A 17,570-nucleotide genomic window follows, 5' to 3' on the forward strand; every position below is an offset into this window, starting at 1 on the left:
CCTCATTAATTTCAGCCGATATAGTAACGACGGTGACAAATAAAGTAAATGAATTATTGATTCGAATTTATATGACGAATCTATCAAAGTGAAGGCCGGGCCGTTCCGCAGCCCGGTGCAAGCAGTGCAGGGAATTACTCCTGCGGTTGGTGTCGGTAGCCGCGCCACCACACCAACAGATTGAGCAGCGTAATGCATGCGCCAACCAGACAAACCCCGTTCCAGCCTGCATGTTGCCAGGCCGAAGCGGAAATCAGCGACCCGGCCGCGCCGCCGATGAAATAGCAGGTCATGTAACCTGCGGTCAGACGGTTACGTGCATCGGGATGCACGCGATAAATCACCGTCTGATTCGTGATATGAACACCCTGAACCATCAGGTCGAGCACCAGAATCCCGACGATCAGCGCCGCTACGGAGACCTGCCCGTACCAGATAGCAAGCCAGGAGAGCAGCAGCGCCAGCAGGCTTACCGTGGTGGTCAGATGCGCTTTGCCCTTATCGGCCAGCGTACCCACAGGACGTGCGCCTAACGCGCCCGCCGCACCCACCAGGCCGAACAGGCCAATGGTGCCTTCGGAGAAGTGATAAGGCTCACCTGCAAGCAGGAATGCCATGGATGTCCAGAGAATGCTGAAGCTGGCGAAGGTCAGGCAGCCCAGCAGCGCGCGGGTGCGCAGAAGTTTGTTATGGGCAAACAGATGGTAAATTGAGCCCAGAATTCGCGGGTAGCTCAGGTGATTTTCCTGTTTGAGCTTCGGTAAACCCCGCCACAGCGCAAGCGCCAGAACCGCCATTGATACGCTGGCCACCCAGAACACGGTGCGCCAGCCGCCGAGGCCTGCCAGCAGCCCGGCAACGGTGCGCGCCAGTAAGATCCCAAGCAGCAGGCCGCTCATCACCGTGCCGACCACTTTGCCGCGCTTTTCCGGCGCGGCGAGCGTGGCGGCCATCGGCACTAACAGCTGCGCCACCACTGAAAAGAGGCCGGTCAGGGCGGTCCCCAGAATCATCATCCCCAACGACGTACTGCTGGCGGTAATCAGCATCCCGCCCGCGGCAAGCAGCGTCATCACCACAATCAGCCGTCGACGTTCAAACATGTCGCCCAGCGGCACCAGGAACAGCAGCCCGGCCGCATAGCCAAGCTGCGCCGCCGTGACGATAAAGCCCGCCTGGCTCGCGCTCAGGGAAAATGCGCGCGCAATGGCTTCGAGCAGCGGCTGTGCATAATAGTTGCTGGCAACGGCAAGCCCGGTGGCGACAGACATCAGGACAATCAGCGCGGGGCTCAGCCCGTGTGAGGTTTTGGTCATTGGGGTAAATTATTTTCGTGGTGATTATTATTGATGTTACCAATAATAACGGATGCAGGGGGAATTAAGTGAAATGAATAGTGGCGAGACGTGCGGTTTCAGACAATTTGCCGGATGGCGCTGCGCTTATAAAGCCAGAAAGATAAACGCAGCGTCAGGCGTAGGTCGGATAAGCGTAGCGCCATCCGACATGCTACGCGCCCATGAGTACAACTTATTTCTGCGCCGCCAGCGCTTCTTTCACCCAGCCATCAAACTGCGCCTGGTGCGCTTTGATCCAGCCATCAACGTGACCCTGAATATCCCCTTCCGATGCTTTACCTTCATGCATCATCGAGTTCTGGGCGTTGATGTCAGCAACCGGCAGTTTCATGATTGAGAACAGCTTCGCCGCCGCCGGGTTTTTCTCGGCCCAGACTTTGTTGGCAACAATGTGCATGGTGCTAACCGGGAAGCCATAGTTCGCGCCGTTCGGCAGCTTGGTGTCGATGTCTTTCTGCACGCCTGGCAGGGAAGAGAATGGCACCTGCAGCCATACCACATCTTTACCCGGCTTCATCACGTCACTTACCCAGTACGGCGTCCAGGTGTAATAAAGCACCGGTTTGCCTTCTTTATAGCGGGTGATGGTATCGGCCATCATCGCCGCATAGTTACCCTGGTTGTGGGTAACGGTTTTGGTCAGGCCATAGGCGTCCAGTTGGTGGTTAATCGCCGCTTCACAGCCCCAGCCTGGGTTACAGCCGGTTAAGTCCGCTTTGCCGTCGCCGTTGCTGTCGAACAGTTTGGCGATTTTCGGATCTTTAAGCTGCTCAATATTGGTGATGTGATACTGATCGGCGGTTTTTTTATCGATCAGATAACCCTGAGCCGCACCGTTCACAAATACACCTTCACGGTAGAATTTCTTATCGCCACCGGCTGCGGCATACATATCGTCATGCAGCGGTTGCCAGTTGACGGCAGTAAAGGTGGAATCGCCGGACGCCAGCGAGGTGTACGCGACGTTGTAGTCGACTTCATCGGGCTTATTGACGGTGTAGCCCAGTTTTACCAGCGCGCGGCTGACCAGCAGGGTCTGGAAGGTCTCTTCCGTGATGGTGCTCTGAATCGGCTGTACGGTAACGCCTTTGCCCGGTAAATCCGCCGCAAAGGTGCTGGTGGAAACAAGGGTGGCGAAGGCTGTGGCTAACATTACGCTATGTCGCATCGTTGTTCCTTTTTTATGATGAGTAAGGTTTGAGAGCCCGGCGCGCGATGCGCCGGGTAATAACAGGATTACTTGCTGAAAGGACGGGTCAGCAGACCCAGCGGGCCGGTGGTGTACCAGCGGCGGTTGCCACGGCTGCGGGAATCGCGGCCGACGGCTTGCGTCAGGCGGTCGAGGATAATCGCCAGAATAACGATCCCGACGCCGCCCACGGTAGCGAGGCCCATATCAAGACGGCCAATACCGCGCAGAACCATCTGCCCCAGGCCGCCCACCGCGATCATCGAGGCGATAACCACCATAGAGAGCGCCAGCATCAGCGTCTGGTTTACACCCGCCATAATGGTCGGCATCGCCAGCGGCAACTGGACTTTAAACAGCATCTGACGCGGGCTGGCACCGAATGAGCGCGAGGCTTCAATCAGATCTTCCGGCACCTGGTTAATCCCCAGAATGGTCAGACGCACAATCGGCGGCAGGGCGAAGATAATTGTCACCACGACACCCGGCACGTTACCGATACCGAACAGCATCACGATGGGCACCAGGTAAACGAACGCTGGCGTGGTCTGCATCGCATCCAGCAGCGGACGAATGATTTTCGACGCCCGCGGGCTTCGCGCCAGCCATATTCCCAACGGTAGCCCGATGATGATACAGAACAGCAACGCGGTCAGAACCAGCGCGAGGGTGATCATCGCCTGCGACCAGGCACCAATTGCGCCAATGGCAATCAGCGACACCAGCGTGGCGACACCCATGCTGAGGCTCGACATCTGCCAGGCAATCAGCGCGAAGACGAGAATCGCGACCGGCGCCGGCATCCCCAGCAGCAACTGCTGGAAGGCGCTAAGAATGTAATCGATAGGAACACGAATGCCCTGGAACAGCGGGCGGAAGTGCAGCACCACCCAGTCGATCCCGTGCGTCACCCAGCTATCGAGCGGGATCAGCGTTTTATGGAACGGATCCATAATATTGAAATGTTCCGGCTGCGGCGCGGGGGCGCTGGTCAGCCAGTCTGCGCCGCCACCGCCGTCGGCAGGCGCGCTGCCCCAGGCGTCGGCGGATTGTGCGGCGTTATCGGCCGCCGGTGCGGTATCCCACGGATTGGATTGATCAGCCATTGTTTGTCACCTCGCGATCTAAAGCCTGAAGAAGCATGCGTTTAGAAATAACCCCAACGTACTGCTGTTCTTCCCCGACAACCGGGACCGCACACGGTGCCTGGCCGACGTGAGAGAGCAATTCGCTGAGCGGTGTTTCTGCGTCAACCACTAATGGCGGATCCAACAAGGCGCTTTCAATTCCCTGGCCTGCGCTCAGGGCTGCTTTCAGCGTATCAATGGAGACAATCCCAACAAACTTATTCCCGCGTTCGATGACATAACCATATTCACGGTCATCATCCTGCAATAATTTCAGGGCAGATCGCGGGCCGAATCCTGGCGTTTTTCGGATAATTCCTGCCGGGCTTCGGCGGGCGATATCTTTCGCGCTAAATACCTGGCTGATATCGACGCCACGGAAGAAGGTGCGCACATAATCATTCGCCGGATTATTGAGAATTTCATCCGGTGTGCCAACCTGTACCACTTCACCATTTTGCATGATGGCGATGCGATCGCCAATTCGCATGGCTTCGTCGAGATCGTGAGAAATAAAGACGATGGTGCGCTGATGTTTGGCCTGTAATTTTACCAGTTCGTCCTGCATTTCCGTTCGAATTAATGGGTCGAGCGCCGAGAAGGCTTCATCCATTAATAAGATATCGGGGTTGATGGCCAGCGCACGGGCTAAACCAACGCGTTGACGCATACCGCCAGAGAGCTCGTCCGGGTAAGAGTGGGCATAATTTTCCAGCCCGACCTGGCGCAGGGCGTCCAGCGCCTTTTCCTGACGTTCGGCGGTTGGAATGCCCGCCAGCTCCATGCCGAAAGCGGCGTTGTCGACCACAGTCATATGGGGCATCAGGGCGAACGACTGAAAGACCATCGCGATTTTCTTTCTGCGCACCTCGCGAAGCTCGGCGTCAGAGATTTTGGCGATGTCTACGCCGTCAATCAGCACCTGCCCGCGGGTTGGTTCAATCAGGCGATTGAGAAGGCGTACCATGGTTGATTTGCCGGAACCGGATAATCCCATGATGACAAATATCTCGCCTTCTTCAATGGCCAGACTGGCGTCTTTGACGCCAAGCGATAATCCTGTTTTCTCCAGAATTTGTTCTTTGCTGAGGCCTTTTTCAATATATTTGAATGCGCGCTGTGGATGCTCACCAAATACTTTATAAAGATCCTTAACTTCTAATTTAATTGCCATGCAATAATAGAATTCCCGTTATTTATTTATATCAATATGATTCCTGATGGAAATAATTACACGGGTATACCCTAACATACTGAGATTCTGTGACAACCCTTGGGAGGATTCTGCTTGCCGAAATGGGAAGGGAGAATTGCCGGGGCTTCCCGTGATATAAGGGCTGAGAGCAATTCGAATTTTTCTGATATTTTTACGTTCTTCCACCGTAAATTTCACCTGAAAGCGATAAATTCAGGTGAAATGAAGAGGCAAATAACAGTGTAGTAGCCCTGAAAATATTTGTGTGATTAATTGCGTTATTCTAAAAATAATCCGGCAAAAAATGAGGGATATTTTTGCCGGAAAACGTGATTAAAAATTCCAATCGTCGTCGGTGGTTTCGACGGCTTTTCCCATCACATAGGAGGAACCTGAACCGGAGAAAAAGTCGTGATTTTCATCGGCGTTAGGGGAGAGTGCGGCGAGGATAGCCGGGTTAACCTCAGCCATCTCTGCCGGGAACAGCGCCTCGTAACCCAGATTCATCAGCGCCTTATTGGCGTTGTAGCAGAGAAACGCTTTTACCTCATCAACCCAACCGCTGTCGGCATAAAGCGCTTCGGTGTAAGCCAGCTCGTTATCATAGAGATCCATCAGCAAATCGAAGGCAAAATCTTTCAGCGCTTCACGCTCTGCTTCGCTCACTTTCTCCAGCCCTTTCTGATACTTATAGCCGATGTAGTAACCGTGTACGGCTTCATCGCGAATAATCAGGCGAATAAGATCGGCGGTATTGGTGAGCTTGCCCCGGCTCGACCAGTACATCGGCAACCAGAAGCCAGAATAGAAGAGGAACGACTCCAGAAATACGCTGGCGATTTTCTTCTTCAGCGGCTCATCGGCCTGATAACGTGCCAGCATAAGGTGCGCTTTTTTCTGCAACGGCCCGTTTTCCTCGCTCCACGCATAGGCGGCATCCACGTCTTTGGTCTGACACAGCGTGGAGAATATCGAGCTGTAGGAGCGAGCGTGCACCGCTTCCATAAAGCTGATATTCGACATCACCGCTTCTTCGTGCGGCGTGAGCGAATCAGGCATCAACGATGGCGCGCCCACCGTATTCTGAATGGTGTCCAGCAGCGTCAGGCCGGTGAACACGCGGATGGTCAACTGCTGCTGGGCGGGCGTCAGGCTCTGCCAGGCGGGGATATCATTGGAGAGCGGCACTTTTTCCGGCAGCCAGAAGTTGCTGGTCAGGCGGTTCCACACCTCCAGATCTTTATCGTCCTGAATCTTGTTCCAGTTGACGGCGCTGACGTGCGATAAACGATTCATCCTTTTCTCCTTACAGCGCGCAGGACACGCAGCCTTCAATTTCGGTGCCTTCCAGCGCAAGCTGGCGCAGGCGAATGTAGTAGAGGGTTTTGATGCCTTTCTTCCAGGCGTAAATTTGCGCTTTATTGATATCGCGCGTGGTGGCGGTATCAGGGAAGAACAGCGTTAATGACAGCCCCTGATCGACATGCCGCGTCGCTTCTGCATAGGTGTCGATAATCGCCTGCGGGCCAATCTCGTAGGCGTCCTGATAGAGCGCCAGATTGTCGTTATTCATAAACGGCGCAGGGTAGTAAACACGCCCGGTTTTTCCCTCTTTGCGAATCTCCACCTTCGAGACTATCGGGTGAATGCTTGAGGTGGCGTGGTTGATATAGGAAATCGACCCCGTCGGCGGTACCGCCTGCAAATTCTGGTTATAGATGCCATAGCACATCACCGCTTCACGCAGCTGCCGCCAGTTTTCGTGGCTCGGTAAGGTGATGCCTGAGCGCTGGAAGAGGGCGCGAACACGCGCATGTTTTGGCTGCCAGTCGACTTCCAGATACTGCGTAAAGTACTCGCCGCTGGCATAACGTGATTGCTCAAACCCGGCGAAGCGTTGCCCGCGCTCGCGCGCCAGCAGCATTGACGTATGCAGGGCGTGCCAGGTAACGGTGTAGAAATAGAGGTTGGTAAATTCCAGCGCTTCCGGGCTACCGTAGGCGATGCCTTCCCGCGCCAGATAACCATGCAAATTCATCTGCCCAAGCCCGATGGCGTGTGAGGCGGCGTTACCCGCTTCAATCGATGGCACCGAACGGATATGGCTCATATCGGATACCGCCGTCAGCCCGCGAATGGCGGTGGCGATGGTCAGGCCAAAGTTGGGTGAATCCATGGTGTGCGCGATGTTCAGCGAGCCGAGATTGCAGGAGATATCATGCCCGGTGGCGGCATAATCGAGATTTTCATCGTAGGTTGAGGCGCTGTTAACCTGCAAAATCTCCGAGCACAGGTTGCTCATGTTGATGCGCCCGGCAATCGGGTTCGCGCGGTTCACCGTATCTTCGTACATGATGTACGGATAACCGGATTCAAACTGGATCTCGGCCAGCGTCTGGAAGAAATCACGCGCATTAATATATTTTTTGCGCACGCGGGTGTCCGCTTCCAGCTCGGCATACATTTCGCTGATGGCGATATCGCCAAACGGTTTGCCGTACAGACGCTCGACATCATAGGGCGAGAAGAGCGCCATGTCGGCATTCTCTTTCGCTAACTGGAAGGTGATATCGGGGATCACCACGCCAAGCGAGAGCGTTTTGATGCGAATTTTCTCGTCGGCATTTTCCCGCTTGGTATCAAGGAAACGCAAAATGTCCGGGTGATGCGCGTGTAAATACACGGCCCCCGCGCCCTGACGCGCACCGAGTTGGTTGGCGTAGGAAAAAGCGTCCTCCAGCATTTTCATCACCGGGATCACGCCGGATGATTGATTCTCGATACGCTTAATCGGCGCACCGGATTCACGCAGATTCGACAGCAAGAAGGCCACGCCGCCGCCGCGTTTAGAAAGCTGAAGCGCCGAGTTAACCGCGCGGCCAATCGACTCCATATTGTCTTCGATACGCAGCAGGAAGCAGGAAACCAGCTCGCCGCGCTGCTGTTTACCACAGTTGAGGAAGGTCGGCGTCGCGGGCTGAAAACGACCGGAGAGCATCTCATCGGTAAGCTGGCAGGCCAGCGCTTCGTCGCCCTGGGCAAGGGTTAACGCCACCATACAAACGCGGTCGGCGAAGTGTTCCAGATAGCGTTTGCCGTCGAAGGTCTTCAGCGCGTAGCTGGTGTAAAACTTCCAGGCGCCGAGGAAGGTCTGGAAACGAAAACCGCTGGCGTGCGCGTGTTTAATCAGCGCCGTGACAAACGCAGGGGGATAACGTTTAAGCACGGCATCATCGTAGTAGCCTTCCGCGACCAGCCAGCGCAGACGCTCCTCAGCATCATTAAACGTGACGCTGTTCGGCTGAACATGAGCGGTCATAAAGGCATCTACGGCCTCGCTGTCCTTTTCAAACTGAATCTGCCCGTTCCGGTCATACAGATTCAGCATCGCGTTAAGCGCATGATAGTCAGGCACGGCCTGGGTTACACGTTCTGCGGTTGTCGTTGCCAAAATTCGCTCACTCCTTTTCGCACTGTATCAATATCGTGTTGCGTGCCCATCAGCTCAAAGCGGTAGAGCCAGGGAACGTGGCATTTTTCAGCGATTACCGCGCCCGCGCGGCCATAGGCGTCGCCAAAGTTTCGGTTTCCCGCCGCAATCACGCCGCGAATCAGCGCGCGGTTCTGCGGGTCGTTTAAGAAGCGGATCACCTGACGCGGAACCGCGCCCGCCGTACCGCCGCCGCCATAGCTGGGAACGACCAGAATGTACGGCTCCTCAACCTGGATTCGCTCCCGCTCATTCAACGGAATACGTATCGCAGGCAGCCCGAGGCGCACCATAAATCGGTGCGTGTTCTCAGAGCTGCTGGAGAAGTAGACGAGGCGGCTCATGCGTGAGCGGCAATGGCATCGGGACGCAGGCGATTGATCATATCCGGGCGGAAGCCGGACCATCGGGTCTCCCCCGCGATCACCACCGGAAGCTGGCGAAAGCCCTGTTCACGCAGGGTGTCGGCCATCTCAGGATGTTGGTCGAGATTGACCATCTCGAAATCAAAGCCACGACTCTCCATTGCCCGTTTGGTGGCGTGGCACTGGATGCAGTTATTACGAGTGTAAATAGTAATGCGCATGATTCGTATTTCCATTTAAAATGACAATAGGGCGCAGTTAAGAGCGTCGGTCCGGGAGTGGTTACCTGAAAGGAATACTAGATGTAGTTTTTAAAAACTTCAACCATACAATATATAGATGTTTGAACAAAAAAAGCCCCCGGCGCGCAATGCGGCGGGGGCCGGGCATGTTTGCCTAAAAATTACATGCGCATAGCGATGGCCAGACGGTTAAAGGCGTTCATCAGGCTGATGGCGAAGGTCAGATCGCTGATTTGCTCGGCGCTAAAGTGCGCAAGCAAGGGTTGATAGACGCTATCTTCCGCATGATGCTCGGCGATGTGCGTCACGTCTTCCGCCCAGGCCAGCGCAGCGGCTTCCGCTTCAGTGAAGTGATTACTCACTCTCCAGCCTGCCAGGGCGTCCAGTTTGGTCTGATCCACACCCGCTTTGCGCAGCGCTTTACTGTGCATCTCCAGGCAGAAGGCGCAGCCGTTAATCTGTGAAACGCGCAGGTAGACGAGCTCTAGCAGGGTGCGGTCCAGCGAACTCTTTTCCAGAGCCAGGCTCGCCTGAACCATACCTTTGTACACGTCCGGGCTTAATTCGTTATAGGGTTGGCGCAGCAGGGTCATATTGTTTCTCCTCGTTATCGATATGCGTAAAAGTAGCACTATAATGGTCTGCATCGGATAGCCATATTATGAGTAAAAAAGCAGACCATGATGCAAAGTGATGGCCCACGCTATCGGCAGATTGCCAGGCAGCTGAAAACCGCGATTGAGGAAGGCAAGCTCACGGCAGGCAGGCGACTGCCGTCCAGCCGGGTATATGCTCAGGAGCTGGGCGTGTCGCGCGTGACGGTGGAAAATGCATACGGCGAGCTGGTGGCGCAGGGATGGCTGGAGCGGCGCGGCCAGGCCGGGACGTTTGTCAGTGAACATCTCACGCTCAAACCGGCAGTGGCAGAGCCAACCTGGTTTGGCGGCGAGGAACCGCATCCACAGCCTTTTCAGCTTGGGCTGCCCGCGCTGGATCTCTTCCCGCGCGCATTGTGGGCAAAAGTGATGGGACGGCGGTTGCGTACTCAGACGCGTTTTGACCTGGCGCTGGGCGATGTGTGTGGCGAGATGGCGCTACGTCAGGCGATTGTCGAGTATCTGCGGCTATCGCGAAGTATTGAGTGCCAGCCGGAACAGGTTTTTATTACGTCGGGCTATGCGGCGTCGATGAGTCTGATTCTGCGCGCGCTAGATGGCTATGGTCAGGGCATGTGGGTGGAAGATCCCGGTTTTCCGTTAATCCGCCCGGTGATTGCGCAGGAGCGGGTGAACCTGTTGCCGGTCCCGGTGGATGGCGATGGGATGAATGTGGAGTGGGCGCTTGCTAACGTGCCAGACGCCCGTTTTGCGCTGCTCACCCCGGCACATCAAAGCCCGCTGGGCGTGGCGCTCTCTCTGCCGCGTCGTCGCCAACTGCTGGACTGGGCAACGCGTCAGCAGGCGTGGATCATTGAAGATGATTACGACAGTGAGTTTCGCTATCAGGGGAAACCCCTGCCGCCGCTTAAAAGCCTGGATGCGCCGCAGCGTGTCATTTATGCCGGCACCTTCAGTAAAGCGATGTTTCCGGCGCTGCGCACCGCCTGGCTGGTGGTACCTGTGCCGCTGGTGACGCAGTTTCGCCGCCATGTGCAAAAAATTGCCTGCCCGGTGCCGCTGCTGTGGCAGCAAACGTTGGGTGATTTTATCCATGAAGGCCACTTCTGGCGGCATCTGAAGAAGATGCGCGTGCATTACGCCGAGCGGCGGCGCTGGCTGGAAGAGGCCTTACAGGCGCACGGTTTTAACGTGGTGGCGCAGCAAGGGGGCATTCAACTGGTGGTCAATATTTCCGGTGACGATAGGTTGCAGGCGCGGCGGGCGCGCGACGCCGGGCTGGCCGTGCAGGCGGTGAATGACTGGCGGATCCACGGAAGCGGGGCGCCAGGGCTCATCATCAGCTTTACCAATATTACGTCGCAGGCGATGGCAAGGGAGCAGGTGTTGGCATTAAAGCAGGCTTTAAATTAAAAACCCCGGCGTAAAAGCCGGGGTGCAGACGCGTAGCCGTTCAGAAGCGTTTTCTGAAACGGCGCATTTATTATCTTCACTGTTTCACTTCAATTATCGACGCAAACTTAATAATGCGCCAACAAATATCCCAACGGCGGCAACCGCGCCTAAACTTTGCCAGGGCTTTTCACGTACGTAGGTACTGGCGCAATTCAGGTAATCACAGGCGGCCTGCTGTGAACGGCTGCGGCCATGCAAGCGAGCGCGAGACTCTTTTAACAGCGCCTGTGCTTTGCGACGTGCGGCGTCAGCTTCGCCTTTTGCATCGCTACCCCAGCTTTTCAGTACATCCTCAAGACTGTCGGCTAACTGATTGACTTGATCCTGAATATCCTGCGTCTCATCAACTACGTCATTGCGGCCAAATCGATTAGGCATGTGTTTCTCCTTTTTAAGTGGGGACGGAATTAAGTGTAGGCAAAATTTTTATCCTTTGGGGCGAATCACAGCGAATCGACGCGTTTGTGGATTTTTCTGAAAGCGAGGTTAATGCTGATTACTGTAAGGTGGCGATGCAGTAAAAGATGACGAGGAAAAAATAATGTATTTACGACCTGATGAGGTGGCGCGCGTTCTTGAAAAAGTGGGCTTCACTGTGGATGTGGTAACCCAAAAAGCCTACGGCTATCGCCGTGGCGAGAATTATGTTTACGTGAATCGTGAAGCGCGGATGGGACGCACGGCGTTGATTATCCATCCGGCGTTAAAAGAGCGTAGTAATTCGTTAGCAGAACCGGCTTCTGAAATCAAAACCTGCGATCACTACGAGCAATTTCCCCTCTATTTAGGTGGGAATGAACAGCAACATTACGGTATTCCGCATGGCTTCAGTTCGCGTATTGCCCTGGAGCGGTATCTGAACGGTTTATTTGGCGAGTTTCACTAAGCGAGCGACTGGCACTGGCCAGTCGCTGTGCATTATGCCTTTGCCTGACTGTACTGGCTTACACGGAAAAGACGGCGGCAGAAATCGAGAAAATAGCCGTACACCGCACCCATCACCATTGAAACCACGATATTCGAGCTTACGGCGGCGGCAATCTGATGCCAGTCAGCGCCGATAGTCAGCAGGATAATCACATACACCGGCGACTGAAACGTAACATACGCCAGCGTATCGGCGAGGTTTTTCACCCAGCCTGCCGGGCTAATGCGACGAGCCTGGCGCATAATGGCATCACGATAAATGCCGTACGGCCATGCAATAATAATGTTTACCGGCACCGCTAACAGACGAGAAGAAAGCGACTGTTCAAAGGTCATTCCGGAGAGGAAAATTTCAATCATCATGTTCACGACGGAACAGTAGACCACCATGGCGAAAGTGTCTGCTGCTGCGTGACGCAGGCGTGACTGCGCAGAGAACATCGGTATGCTCCTCGAAAAGTAACGAAAACCGTCGATAAAGGGATGTCTAAAGGCGTTTTGGGTTGCCTTTGTTGATGTGTATAGATTATCTGGCTGGGTTAAAACTCACAACTAGTGAAATATTTTTATTTAAACGCTTTTTGTCAATAAAATACTCTGCCAGCGGATGATTTTAACTGTTGGCATTATTTTTAATTATGTATCGTTTTTATTGTATTAAAATCAATATTTTATGTTTTATAGCGCACCGCGTTGTAGATAACTGTGATGCGCTATTGAGGCCAGTAAGCGTTGGATGTGGTTTATAAGTGTGATCTTTGTCATTTTTGGTGTTTTTTATGACAGTTAACGGAGTTTTGTAGCAGTTAGTTCTGATGCCCTTATTCTGTAGTTATGCACTGAACGTGGGTGATTATTCATTTTGATATTTTGTTAACAAGACGTTGCGATATGCGGCAAATGCGCATCGCTTCCGGGAATATTAATTTAGTATTTGCTGGCTATATTTAAATATAATTTCGAAACACGGTGAGGATATATTCAGTAATATTTCGGCGGTGGCAATATATTCTTAAATACAATATAATTAGCCGCTGTAGTAATTTATTTTGTTTTGAATAAGGAATTTTATAGCCCTATGTCTGTTATGTTACAAAAATTGAATAACATCCGTTCTTTGCGTGCAATGGCGCGAGATTTCTCCATTGACGTTCTTGAAGAGATGCTGGAAAAAGTCAGGATCGTCACTGAAGAAAAGAGAAATGAAGAGCAGTTAGCGATGCAGCAACGCGCTGAGCAGCAAGAAAAAATTAATACCTGGCTGGAGTTAATGCAGGCTGATGGTATTTCGCCGGAAGAGCTGGCGGATATGAAAGCGGCGATTGCTGCCGCGCCGAAAAAACGCGCATCGCGTCCGGCAAAATATCGCTTTACCGATTTCAACGGTGAAGTAAAAACCTGGACCGGCCAGGGCCGTACGCCGAAACCTATCGCGCAGGCGCTGGCTAACGGTAAATCACTGGATGATTTTCTGATCTAAGTGACCGGGCAACGCGGTGAGAAGATTCTTACCGCACAATTTTTAGCAAACGCCAAAATCACCTTCTTCGGTATATGGCGTGACGTCCTCCAGCTTCAGGGTGTATTTCTCTCCCTGCTCATTACTTGCCTGCACCGCGACAATATGATCGTTGTGCGTTTCCAGAACTTTGAGTTTTGGGCCACCCATTTTCGGTTGTACAAAATCACCTGGTGAATACATCGCGATACTCCTGCTCTATTTGTTAACGTTAGCTAAGATTAAGCTGGTGTAACGAAATAGTAAATGCACAGTGTCGTTATCCTTAACGACGATTCCACGGCATGACGGCCAATAACCTGGCCATGCCACAAAATCCGCTGATACCCGCGAAGGTGAGGCCGGCACCGACAAAGGCGCTCAGCAGGAAGAATGCCTCCGAAACCGTGTAACCCAAAACGCAGCCCAGAAGAATTAATCCCCCGGCCGCAATTTGCACCTGCCGCATAAGCGGTAACGGCTGCTTTTTATCTTCAATTGTTTCCAGCCCGGCGGTTTTCCATGCCTGAATGCCACCTTCCAGCACCATTACCTTGGCAGGCGCAGCGGCGGCAACCAGGCGGGTGAGATTGTTGCGAGTGCGGTTTCCGGACTGGCAATGAAAAATAACGACGTCATCGGCACTCACAGGCAGTGTGGCTCCCTGCTCAATGGCGCTTAACGGAAGCGGTTGAGCCTGGGCAATATGTTCACGGGCAAATTCATCCGCATCGCGGATATCAACCAGCTTTGCGCCTTCATGAAGGTACTTCAGCGCCTGCCGGGGGGAAAGCATCTCGATTGTCATTATCTTATACCTTGTGCAGGGGTGTTCCTATCTTAATGTATATGCAGGTAAATAACGAGCGTGCGTGCTGCGGACTATTTTGCATTAGTGATTAATATCAAAATCAAAATAACCATGGTTCGAATTTTAACGCTTAGTAAGATCATGATTTAGCCACGTTATGGCTATGGTTAATATTCCTAATAGGAATATTCTTACTTAATGTAAATATTGAAAGCTTGTGGATGAATATTATTCACTTCAAAGATCAATTTTATGTTAATTGTCAGTGTTTATTAACCATTTTGTTAATTTTAATGATATGCGTTGTAATTCGTAAATCATTCGTTGATATCCTCATTTCAACATGTCATTCGTATTTAACGATTAACCTGGAAATGTTTAAATTCCGCAACGCATAGACCACATAATTTGTTGTTGCAATTCGTGCTACTGCCGATATTATTTATTCGCAGGCCTAATATGTTCATCGGGTCTGACACTCAATAAAGTCGATATTGTTCGGTTGAGAAAACTGAGATAAAGACTGTGCATAATATCCTACCGATGGAACGACGATTAACTTCAACACGGAAGAACTGGCGATATCGCCTGGCATTTTTTGCTTCGCGTATACCGCATTGGATAGCCGTCAAAGAAGAGAGAAATAAAATGAAATCGCAGTTCCGTATTATGGCCGTTGTTATCGCGGCTCTGGCATCAGGTACCACGCTTTCCGCTATTGCCAACAACATGACCACTATCGTGCCCGCGGCTGATGGTACTCAGGGCGCAGGTGGGCAGGTGAATTTTACCGGGGAAATTACTGACGCCGCGTGCGATATCGACACCAATAGTACCAATCAGGTGGTCGATCTGGGTAAGTGGGCAAGCAGCTACTTTAAAGCAACCGGTACGGAAACCACCAAAACGCCTTTCCATATCAATGTGAAAGATTGCCCGTCTTCAGTGAGCAAAGTTTCTGTACTGTTCGATGGCACGCATGATGCCAATGAAAGCGATCTTCTGGCGATTAATGGTGATGCGACAGGCGTCGGCATTAAGCTGATTGAAGCGGATGAAACCACGCAGGTTAAACTGGGGACGATTTCCAAAAAGTATCTAATTGATGCGGGTGAGAATGGCGAGGCAGGTACCGCCGATCTGTTGTTCTATGCCGATTATCGCGCCACCGCCGATACCGTCACGGCAGGTAACGCTGACGGCGTGACCAACTTCGAAATGGTTTACAACTAAGTCGAATCTGAGCAGGGGATTTCTCCTGCTCATTAATCCTTTCTCGTTTCCCCTGACAAATGATTGCTATTTATGAAACGTATTATCGCAGGCGTTGCTCTTTCATTCTTATTGGTTACTGCTGCTAAGGCGGGCGTCGTCGTGGGGGGAACCCGCGTAATATATGAGGAAGGGAAGCGTGAGGCTTCTATTTCGGTGACGAATGCTGATACCCACACGCCGTATCTGGTGCAATCCTGGGCGGAGAATTTTAACGAAAATGATAAACGCCCGGTGCCCTTTATTGTTACGCCACCGTTGTTCCGCCTTGATCCTGAAAAAAGAAATATGCTGCGCATCAGCTTTACCGGTATGGAGTTGCCGCATGATCGGGAGTCCGTATTCTGGTTGAATGTGAAGACTATTTCGCCATCCCAAAAAGGGGATGTGAATAAGTTACAGGTAAATATTAAATCTAAATTTAAGATTTTTTATCGCCCGAGCGATCTGGCGGGTGCCCCGGAAAAAGCATGGCAGCAGCTGCAATTTCACACGACGGGTAACCAATTAGTGGTAAATAACCCGACGCCCTATTATGTCTCGTTATTTTCTGTTTCCGTTGCCGGAAAAGAGGTTGATGAACCGGGGATGGTTGCGCCAATGTCATCGTTAACCTGGCCGATTAGCGGCTCGGGGACGGTGAAATGGCGCGCAATTAATGATTTCGGCGGCATCACTGACGTTGCACAGCAGTAATGCGCCAGATCCCACACAGCCATTCGCATACGCCGACGGGCACGGTACTGCTGCTGGCAACGGTGCCAACCGCACTGTTTCTGCTGTGCCATCACCGTCTGGCGCTGGCCGACGACTATTTCGACCCGGCTGCGCTGGAGGTGACCGATCCGCAGCAGAAAACCGCCGATCTCCACTATTTTGAAAAGAATGGCGGCCAGCAACCCGGTACGTACCCGGTGGCTATCTGGGTGAACAACCAGCAGGTCGGGCAGGGGAATGTAACCTTTGTCGAAGACAATGGCACTCTGCAACCCCTGCTGACGGCAGCACAGTTGGCTGAATTTGGCGTCAACGTCAGCGCTTTTTCTGCTTTTAATCAGCTGCATGATGGCGAAACATTTGCTCAGATTAGCCGCTATATTCCTGATGCCAGCAGTACTTTCGATTTTAGCGAACAGCGGCTGAATCTCAGTATTCCGCAGGCGGCGATGAACCTGCAAAGCCGTGGCTACGTTGACCCGGCGCGCTGGGATGATGGCGTACCGGCCGCCTTTGTGAATTACAATCTTACCGGCGCACAATCGCGATATCGCGACGGCGAGCATAACTCAAACTATTTAAGCTTACGCAGCGGCATGAACCTTGGCGCATGGCGGCTGCGCAACGTTTCGTCGATGCAGTACGACAAAACCAGCCACTGGCGCTCACAAAGCACCTATTTGCAGCGTGATGTGAAGTCTTTGAAAAGCCTGCTGCGCGTTGGGGATACCTATACCTCCGGTGACATTTTCGATAGCGTGCAGTTTCGTGGGGCGCAGCTCTCCTCCGATGACGAGATGCTGCCGGACAGCATGCGCGGCTTTGCGCCGGTGATCCGCGGGATGGCCCACAGCAACGCCAAAGTCACCGTCTCGCAGCATGGTTATGTGATTTATGAAACCTATGTCGCGCCAGGGGCATTTGCTCTGAAAGATCTCTATCCGACCGCGCAAAGTGGTGACCTTGAGGTCACGGTAAAAGAGAGCGACGGCTCCGAGCGCAAGTTTACCCAGCCCTATTCCGCGATCCCCTTTATGCTGCGCGAGGGGCGGCTGAAATACAGCGTCAGCGCAGGCCACTACCATTCAGGCCTTGACGGTAATCGTTCCCCACAGTTTATTCAGTCGACGCTGTTTTACGGGTTACCGGCGAGTTTTACCCTCTACCTGTCTCTTATAACACATCTAAAAAAAAAAAAATCAAAGAAGAAGATCAATATACTCCCTAACAGGTGATATATGAAATGGAACATCTTTAAACACGAGATTATAGACGACTCAGATATAGACTCATCCATCTCTTGCTCA

The 17,570-nt window shown here is 52.7% G+C and carries 19 protein-coding genes; 6 read left to right on the forward strand and 13 right to left on the reverse strand.

What is annotated here, in order from left to right:
* Positions 1-134: 134 nt before the first annotated feature.
* The 9 genes from G163CM_RS23345 to G163CM_RS23385 all read right to left on the reverse strand — a co-directional run bounded on the left by G163CM_RS23345 (position 135) and on the right by G163CM_RS23385 (position 9,559).
* Positions 135-1,316, reverse strand: coding sequence for an MFS transporter (locus G163CM_RS23345; protein ID WP_231826443.1), 1,182 nt, complete (start codon positions 1,314-1,316; stop codon positions 135-137).
* Between the two features lie 214 nt (positions 1,317-1,530).
* A complete protein-coding gene (gene proX / locus G163CM_RS23350; RefSeq protein ID WP_231826444.1) occupies positions 1,531-2,526 on the reverse strand; it encodes a glycine betaine/L-proline ABC transporter substrate-binding protein ProX in 996 nt (331 codons plus the stop codon).
* A gap of 68 nt (positions 2,527-2,594) precedes the next feature.
* On the reverse strand, positions 2,595-3,653 hold the full coding sequence (gene proW / locus G163CM_RS23355) for a glycine betaine/L-proline ABC transporter permease ProW (RefSeq protein ID WP_231826445.1): 1,059 nt from the start codon (positions 3,651-3,653) through the stop codon (positions 2,595-2,597).
* Positions 3,646-4,848 carry a glycine betaine/L-proline ABC transporter ATP-binding protein ProV gene (proV, locus tag G163CM_RS23360; RefSeq protein WP_231826446.1) on the reverse strand — a complete coding sequence of 401 codons (1,203 nt, stop codon included), beginning with the start codon at positions 4,846-4,848 and terminating at the stop codon, positions 3,646-3,648. Before proV ends, proW begins: the two co-directional genes overlap by 8 nt.
* Before the next feature lie 354 nt (positions 4,849-5,202).
* Entirely contained in the window at positions 5,203-6,165 is a 963-nt protein-coding gene (nrdF, locus tag G163CM_RS23365) for a class 1b ribonucleoside-diphosphate reductase subunit beta (protein ID WP_015963316.1), read from the reverse strand.
* A gap of 10 nt (positions 6,166-6,175) precedes the next feature.
* Entirely contained in the window at positions 6,176-8,320 is a 2,145-nt protein-coding gene (nrdE, locus tag G163CM_RS23370; protein ID WP_231826447.1) for a class 1b ribonucleoside-diphosphate reductase subunit alpha, read from the reverse strand.
* Complete coding sequence (nrdI, locus tag G163CM_RS23375; RefSeq protein ID WP_149461698.1) at positions 8,293-8,703, reverse strand: class Ib ribonucleoside-diphosphate reductase assembly flavoprotein NrdI; 411 nt, start codon at positions 8,701-8,703, stop codon at positions 8,293-8,295. The genes nrdE and nrdI overlap by 28 nt, the downstream gene beginning before the upstream one ends.
* On the reverse strand, positions 8,700-8,945 hold the full coding sequence (gene nrdH / locus G163CM_RS23380) for a glutaredoxin-like protein NrdH (RefSeq protein ID WP_015963319.1): 246 nt from the start codon (positions 8,943-8,945) through the stop codon (positions 8,700-8,702). The genes nrdI and nrdH overlap by 4 nt, the downstream gene beginning before the upstream one ends.
* Positions 8,946-9,127: 182 nt before the next feature.
* Positions 9,128-9,559, reverse strand: coding sequence for a carboxymuconolactone decarboxylase family protein (locus G163CM_RS23385; protein WP_015963320.1), 432 nt, complete (start codon positions 9,557-9,559; stop codon positions 9,128-9,130).
* A gap of 90 nt (positions 9,560-9,649) precedes the next feature.
* On the opposite strand from G163CM_RS23385, the gene pdxR reads away from it, so the two are divergent.
* Positions 9,650-10,996, forward strand: a complete 1,347-nt coding sequence (gene pdxR, locus G163CM_RS23390; RefSeq protein WP_231828418.1) for a MocR-like pyridoxine biosynthesis transcription factor PdxR — start codon at positions 9,650-9,652, stop codon at positions 10,994-10,996.
* 93 nt (positions 10,997-11,089) lie between these two features.
* On the opposite strand, the gene G163CM_RS23395 is transcribed toward pdxR, so the two are convergent.
* On the reverse strand, positions 11,090-11,416 hold the full coding sequence (locus tag G163CM_RS23395) for a DUF883 family protein (protein WP_015963322.1): 327 nt from the start codon (positions 11,414-11,416) through the stop codon (positions 11,090-11,092).
* 163 nt (positions 11,417-11,579) lie between these two features.
* On the opposite strand from G163CM_RS23395, the gene G163CM_RS23400 reads away from it, so the two are divergent.
* Positions 11,580-11,924 carry a DUF2002 family protein gene (locus G163CM_RS23400; protein WP_015963323.1) on the forward strand — a complete coding sequence of 115 codons (345 nt, stop codon included), beginning with the start codon at positions 11,580-11,582 and terminating at the stop codon, positions 11,922-11,924.
* Positions 11,925-11,956: 32 nt separating this feature from the next.
* Here G163CM_RS23400 and alaE read toward each other — a convergent pair whose 3' ends face one another.
* A complete protein-coding gene (gene alaE, locus G163CM_RS23405) occupies positions 11,957-12,406 on the reverse strand; it encodes an L-alanine exporter AlaE (RefSeq protein ID WP_015963324.1) in 450 nt (149 codons plus the stop codon).
* Positions 12,407-13,043: 637 nt separating this feature from the next.
* On the opposite strand from alaE, the gene stpA reads away from it, so the two are divergent.
* On the forward strand, positions 13,044-13,445 hold the full coding sequence (stpA, locus tag G163CM_RS23410) for a DNA-binding protein StpA (RefSeq protein ID WP_015963325.1): 402 nt from the start codon (positions 13,044-13,046) through the stop codon (positions 13,443-13,445).
* 42 nt (positions 13,446-13,487) lie between these two features.
* Here stpA and G163CM_RS23415 read toward each other — a convergent pair whose 3' ends face one another.
* Positions 13,488-13,667: a hypothetical protein gene (locus tag G163CM_RS23415; RefSeq protein WP_108476439.1), complete on the reverse strand. Its 180-nt coding sequence runs from the start codon at positions 13,665-13,667 to the stop codon at positions 13,488-13,490.
* Positions 13,668-13,749: 82 nt separating this feature from the next.
* Entirely contained in the window at positions 13,750-14,271 is a 522-nt protein-coding gene (locus G163CM_RS23420) for a rhodanese family protein (RefSeq protein WP_231826448.1), read from the reverse strand.
* A 651-nt stretch (positions 14,272-14,922) separates the two neighbouring features.
* On the opposite strand from G163CM_RS23420, the gene G163CM_RS23425 reads away from it, so the two are divergent.
* The 3 genes from G163CM_RS23425 to G163CM_RS23435 all read left to right on the forward strand — a co-directional run bounded on the left by G163CM_RS23425 (position 14,923) and on the right by G163CM_RS23435 (position 17,498).
* Positions 14,923-15,507 (forward strand): fimbrial protein, encoded by a 585-nt coding sequence (locus tag G163CM_RS23425; protein ID WP_231826449.1) that lies wholly within the window; start codon positions 14,923-14,925, stop codon positions 15,505-15,507.
* Positions 15,508-15,579: 72 nt separating this feature from the next.
* Positions 15,580-16,242, forward strand: coding sequence for a fimbrial biogenesis chaperone (locus G163CM_RS23430; RefSeq protein WP_231826450.1), 663 nt, complete (start codon positions 15,580-15,582; stop codon positions 16,240-16,242).
* Complete coding sequence (locus G163CM_RS23435; RefSeq protein ID WP_255689289.1) at positions 16,242-17,498, forward strand: fimbria/pilus outer membrane usher protein; 1,257 nt, start codon at positions 16,242-16,244, stop codon at positions 17,496-17,498. The genes G163CM_RS23430 and G163CM_RS23435 overlap by 1 nt, the downstream gene beginning before the upstream one ends.
* Positions 17,499-17,570: the final 72 nt, after the last annotated feature.

Source organism: Pseudocitrobacter corydidari (genome assembly GCF_021172065.1).
GTDB classification, from domain to species: domain Bacteria; phylum Pseudomonadota; class Gammaproteobacteria; order Enterobacterales; family Enterobacteriaceae; genus Pseudocitrobacter; species Pseudocitrobacter corydidari.

Bases quoted from the DNA above. Each gene is read 5' to 3' on its own strand.
- G163CM_RS23345 (WP_231826443.1), bottom strand. From the start codon at position 1,316: ATGACCAAAACCTCACACGGGCTGAGCCCCGCGCTGATTGTCCTGATG.
- G163CM_RS23395 (WP_015963322.1), bottom strand. From the start codon at position 11,416: ATGCCTAATCGATTTGGCCGCAATGACGTAGTTGATGAGACGCAGGAT.
- G163CM_RS23400 (WP_015963323.1), top strand. From the start codon at position 11,580: ATGTATTTACGACCTGATGAGGTGGCGCGCGTTCTTGAAAAAGTGGGC.
- proX (WP_231826444.1), bottom strand. From the start codon at position 2,526: ATGCGACATAGCGTAATGTTAGCCACAGCCTTCGCCACCCTTGTTTCC.
- proV (WP_231826446.1), bottom strand. From the start codon at position 4,848: ATGGCAATTAAATTAGAAGTTAAGGATCTTTATAAAGTATTTGGTGAG.
- G163CM_RS23385 (WP_015963320.1), bottom strand. From the start codon at position 9,559: ATGACCCTGCTGCGCCAACCCTATAACGAATTAAGCCCGGACGTGTAC.
- alaE (WP_015963324.1), bottom strand. From the start codon at position 12,406: ATGTTCTCTGCGCAGTCACGCCTGCGTCACGCAGCAGCAGACACTTTC.
- pdxR (WP_231828418.1), top strand. From the start codon at position 9,650: ATGCAAAGTGATGGCCCACGCTATCGGCAGATTGCCAGGCAGCTGAAA.
- G163CM_RS23420 (WP_231826448.1), bottom strand. From the start codon at position 14,271: ATGACAATCGAGATGCTTTCCCCCCGGCAGGCGCTGAAGTACCTTCAT.
- proW (WP_231826445.1), bottom strand. From the start codon at position 3,653: ATGGCTGATCAATCCAATCCGTGGGATACCGCACCGGCGGCCGATAAC.
- G163CM_RS23430 (WP_231826450.1), top strand. From the start codon at position 15,580: ATGAAACGTATTATCGCAGGCGTTGCTCTTTCATTCTTATTGGTTACT.
- nrdI (WP_149461698.1), bottom strand. From the start codon at position 8,703: ATGAGCCGCCTCGTCTACTTCTCCAGCAGCTCTGAGAACACGCACCGA.
- nrdH (WP_015963319.1), bottom strand. From the start codon at position 8,945: ATGCGCATTACTATTTACACTCGTAATAACTGCATCCAGTGCCACGCC.
- nrdF (WP_015963316.1), bottom strand. From the start codon at position 6,165: ATGAATCGTTTATCGCACGTCAGCGCCGTCAACTGGAACAAGATTCAG.
- G163CM_RS23425 (WP_231826449.1), top strand. From the start codon at position 14,923: ATGAAATCGCAGTTCCGTATTATGGCCGTTGTTATCGCGGCTCTGGCA.
- G163CM_RS23415 (WP_108476439.1), bottom strand. From the start codon at position 13,667: ATGTATTCACCAGGTGATTTTGTACAACCGAAAATGGGTGGCCCAAAA.
- G163CM_RS23435 (WP_255689289.1), top strand. From the start codon at position 16,242: ATGCGCCAGATCCCACACAGCCATTCGCATACGCCGACGGGCACGGTA.
- stpA (WP_015963325.1), top strand. From the start codon at position 13,044: ATGTCTGTTATGTTACAAAAATTGAATAACATCCGTTCTTTGCGTGCA.